Source organism: Methylobacterium sp. J-048 (genome assembly GCF_022829515.1).
Classification (GTDB): domain Bacteria; phylum Pseudomonadota; class Alphaproteobacteria; order Rhizobiales; family Beijerinckiaceae; genus Methylobacterium.
The window spans coordinates 1-391 of record NZ_JAKSYL010000002.1; the positions used below are offsets into that span (position 1 = coordinate 1).

At 66.5% G+C, this 391-nt stretch carries 1 protein-coding gene; it reads right to left on the bottom strand.

Annotated features, from left to right (window positions below; genetic code table 11):
- Positions 1–219 (bottom strand): hypothetical protein (locus tag MKL09_RS00005; protein WP_244016799.1); only part of this gene is annotated, 219 nt, incomplete at its 3' end.
- Positions 220–391: the final 172 nt, after the last annotated feature.

Consider the following 391-nt stretch of genomic DNA (forward strand, 5'->3'; position numbering starts at 1 on the left):
CCAGCTCAGCTTACGACTTGCCGATTGCGGCCCATTCCCTTGGCCTGCAGTCGAGACGTCAACGCCGGCCACCCAGGGCACCACGACCTCGCGGGCGAGCGCCAGCTGGACCTGCAGCACGACGATCACCGATGCGGTGGCCTCGTCGGCAACGGTGGGCGCGATATGGGCCGGGACCGCTACGACCGTGACCGGCCTCGTCTGCACACGCTTCATCATGCTTCGATCCCGAACCACCCGCTCGCGCGATACGGCGTGGGACGAGTCGCAGAGCAATTGATCGACAACCGTATCAAGTCTTGGCGCGTGTCGCGATCAGCGTGTCGAACGGCCTGAATGCGGCCGACGCAACGCCATCTGGCCTGCCGCACCACAACTCGCCCGCCCCCAC